We start from the raw sequence: 2,245 nt of genomic DNA on the forward strand, positions 1-2,245 counted from the left end.
CGTGTGCCGCGCCGGGTGCGCGTACTTGTCCGGTCGCGATCAGTTCGTCCCATTGTTTCTGGATTTCCTTCTCCGCCGCGGTGGCGATGAATCCGCTGGGCGCGAAGAGCTTCGACGGTTCCTCTGGTGTTTCGGAGGTGGTGGTCTGGCCGGAGCGCCAGGCGCGGAGGGCGACGACCGCGCCGACGACCGCCACGATCAGCACGAGTGCGGCGAACACGATCGACAGGGTGCCTTGGATGAAGGTGTTGCGGACGATCGCGTTCATGTCGTCGGGGGTCTTCGCGGTCAGGCAGAGTTTCCCGGCGTTTTGGGCGGCCTGGCAGATGCTGTGTTGTTTCCAGTAGCCGAGTTTCGGGTCGGCGGAGAAGATCTTCTGCCAGGACGCGGTCATGGTCACCGCGAGGTCCCAGGCCAGCGGGATGCCGGGAATCCAGGCCCATTTGGTCAGGCCCTTCTTCACCAGGATCACCAGTACCACGGTCAACGCCATCGCCGCGAGCAGCTGGTTGGCGATGCCGAACAGCGGGAAGAGGGTGTTGATGCCGCCCAGGGGGTCGGTGACACCCATCAGCAGGATCGATCCCCACGCGGCGACCACGAGTGCCGAGCACAGCCACGCTCCGACCCGCCAGGACGGGTCACGGAACTTCTTGGCTGCCCCGCCGAAGTTGCCGAGGGCGTCCGACAGCATGAACCGCGCCACCCGGGTGCCCGCGTCGATGGTGGTGAGGATGAACAGTGCCTCGAACATGATGGCGAAGTGGTACCAGAACGACTTCATGCTCGCCCCGCCGAGGAACTGGTGGAACACCTCGGAGATGCCGACCGCCAGCGTCGGCGCGCCGCCGGTGCGGGAGATGATGGTCGTTTCGCCGACGTCGGTGGCGGCTTGGCTCAGCTGCGCGGGCGTGGTGGGGGGACCGGGGAGGCCGAGGCTGTTGGTGTAGGCGGCGGCCTTGTCCGCGGTGCCGCCGGTGAGCCCGACGGGGGCGTTCATCGCGAAGTACAGGTGCTGGTCGATGATCGAGGCGGTGATGATGGCCATGACCGCGACGAACGATTCCATCAGCATGCCGCCGTAGCCGATCATGCGGGCGTGGGATTCCTTCTCCAAAAGTTTCGGTGTGGTTCCGGAGGAGACCAGCGCGTGGAAACCGCTGAGTGCGCCGCAGGCGATGGTGATGAACAGGAACGGGAACAGCGACCCCGCGAACGCCGGACCCTTGCCGGAACCGGCGAAGCTCGACACCGCCGGGGCTTGCAGCACCGGCAGTGTGATCAGGATGCCGACCGCGAGCAGCACGATCGTGCCGACCTTCATGAAGGTGGACAGATAGTCCCGCGGCGCCAGCAGCAACCACACCGGAAGCACCGAGGCGAAGAAGCCGTAGGCGATCAGCAGCCAGGAGATGGTCACCGGCGAGAGGGTGAACCAGTCGCTGCCCCACGCGGTTTCCGACACCCAGCCCCCGGCCACGATGGCCGCCAGCAGCAGACCGAACCCGATCGCGGACACCTCGCCGACCTTGCCCGGCCGCAGGAACCGCAGGTAGACACCCATGAACAGCGCGATCGGGATCGTCATGCCGATGGAGAAGACGCCCCACGGGCTGTGCGCGAGCGCGTTCACCACCACCAGCGCGAGCACCGCGAGCAAGATCATCATGATCACGAGAATGCCGACGATGGCCGCCCAGCCGCCGATCACGCCCAGCTCGTCCCGGGCCATCTGCCCCAGACTGCGACCGCGCCGCTTCATCGACACCCACAGCACCAGATAGTCCTGCACCGCCCCGGCCAGCACCACACCGACCACGATCCAGATGGTCCCCGGCAGGTAGCCCATCTGCGCGGCCAGCACCGGACCCACCAGCGGACCCGCGCCCGCGATGGCGGCGAAATGGTGCCCGTAGAGCACGCGGCGGTCCATCGGCATGTAGTCCTTGCCGTTCTCCAGGATTTCGGCGGGCGTGGCCAGATCGTCACGCGGTTTGGTGATCTTGCGTTCGATGAACCTGGCGTAGAACCGATACGCGATGATGTAGGTGGACACCGCGGCGATCACGATCCACACCGCGTTGACCGATTCGCCACGCGAGATCGCCAGCACCGCCCAGGCGACCGCACCCAGAACAGCGATCCCGGCGAAGACCAATTTCTTGGCCGGAGTGATCGGGGACTTGTCGACCACGCCGACAGGCGGCAGATCGGGATCGGTCCGCAGATATTCGATTGTCGCCAT

The 2,245-nt window shown here is 66.1% G+C and carries 1 protein-coding gene; it reads right to left on the minus strand.

Annotated elements, in window-relative coordinates; genetic code table 11:
• On the minus strand, positions 1-2,245 hold a 2,245-nt coding region (locus AB0M45_RS33800), incomplete at its 3' end, for a carbon starvation CstA family protein (protein ID WP_364337554.1).

This window comes from Nocardia sp. NPDC051787, from assembly GCF_040681325.1.
Classification (GTDB): domain Bacteria; phylum Actinomycetota; class Actinomycetes; order Mycobacteriales; family Mycobacteriaceae; genus Nocardia.